1 protein-coding gene is annotated in these 1,576 nt (G+C 56.0%); it reads right to left on the reverse strand.

All coding sequences use genetic code 11. The features are described 5' to 3' along the window. The coding region (locus EH240_RS36925; RefSeq protein WP_125007237.1) for a trimethylamine methyltransferase family protein at positions 1 to 1,412 on the reverse strand (1,412 nt) is incomplete at its 3' end. Positions 1,413 to 1,576 lie beyond the last annotated feature (164 nt).

Consider the following 1,576-nt stretch of genomic DNA (forward strand, 5'->3'; position numbering starts at 1 on the left):
CGCAGCGCCTCGCGTATCGAGGTCTCAAGCGCCGGTGGCTCCTCCTCGTATTTGCTCAGCATCTTGCGGCACCATTCGCGTCCGCGCGTTCCGGCATCCTTGCTGCCCGTCGCTACCCAGGATTCAAATCGTTCATTGTCTTGGATTTCGTCTAAGAACGGAAGGTTTTCGCGAGTATAGTCCTCGTCAAAGAAATGCCCGCCTGGTCCTACCTTTGCGAGGGAGGCGAGCGCGGTATCCATGTCGACCCAATCAACTCCCTTCAGCATTGTGTAGAAGTTCTGCATCTGCTGACTGTCGGCGCCGAGCTTACCCATGGAGATGCATAGCGATCCCTCGATCGTACCGCCGCAATGGGTCAGGAGATTACAACCGCCAAGGATCGCAGGATAAACTTTCAGAATAGAATCGTAACCAGCGTAGAGGTCATCCCCCTTCGATCCGGATTTGGCGCCATTCGTCCGCCATGGAATGCCGTAGAATCTGGCCATCTGGCCAAATATGAACATTGCAAGCGCCACCTCTGGCGAACCGAATGTTGGCGAACCGCTCTTCATGTAAACGCCCATCGGTGCCACACCCATTAATGCACGACATCCGGGACGGATGATTTGGCTGAACGCCACACCAGCAATGACCTCAGCCACTATCTGCGCCGTCGCGGCGAGCACGTGCACAGGCGTGGAAGCGCCATAAAGTACAAAAGGCGAAAGCAGAAGCGCCTGGTTATGAGCCGCGTATAAGCGTAGCGATTCAAGCTGCGTTTGGTCCCAAACGAGCGGTGAGTTGCAGTTGAGGAACGTGGTCATGACAACGTTCTCGTCGACGAACTTCTCGCCGAAAACGATCTTCGCCATGTCCAGACTGTCTTGCGCCTGAAACTCGGACTGAGACGAGCCCATAATAGGTTTGTCGGTGGTGAGGAACGAAGATTCCACCATGTGCAAGTGTCGGTGCGGCACCGGGACGTCCATCGGCTCGAGCGTGTAGCCGCCGTTGTAGTGGATTACCGGGTTTACGTGGTGAAGCTTCATCAGCGTGCGCATATCCTCGGCGGTCGCTTGCCGCCGGACACCGTCGAGATCAATAAGATATGGCGATCCGTTGGCGGGGCCAAAGATCATGTTGCGTCCGCCGACCCTGACTGTACGGTCGGAGTTGCGGGCATGATAGTCAAACTCACCGGGAACAGTGGCGATCAACTTACGGATAAGTTCGCGGGCAATGCGCACGCGATGCCCGGTAACCTCGGCTCCAGCCTGTCGCCAGATGGCAGCAGAGGCGTCATCACGAAATTCTATTCCAATGGTCTCGAGGATATTCATCGCATGATCGTCAATTGCCTCAACCCCGTCCTGCGCAAGCACTTCATATGTCGGGATGTTGCGCACGGCGGTAGGAAGGTAAATCACCGGACCTCTTAGTCGCGCGTCTCGCCGAGAAGCGGCACCGCCGCGCCGCGGCCTCGATGTGAGAGTTTTGGTTTCAAGCGTTTCTTCCACGATAATACGAGCTCCAATGACTCCTCATGATTGCGGATCGGCCCGGACTAAACAACGATATAAGAATTGCGCTG

It is taken from the genome of Mesorhizobium tamadayense, assembly GCF_003863365.1.
GTDB lineage: Bacteria > Pseudomonadota > Alphaproteobacteria > Rhizobiales > Rhizobiaceae > Mesorhizobium > Mesorhizobium tamadayense.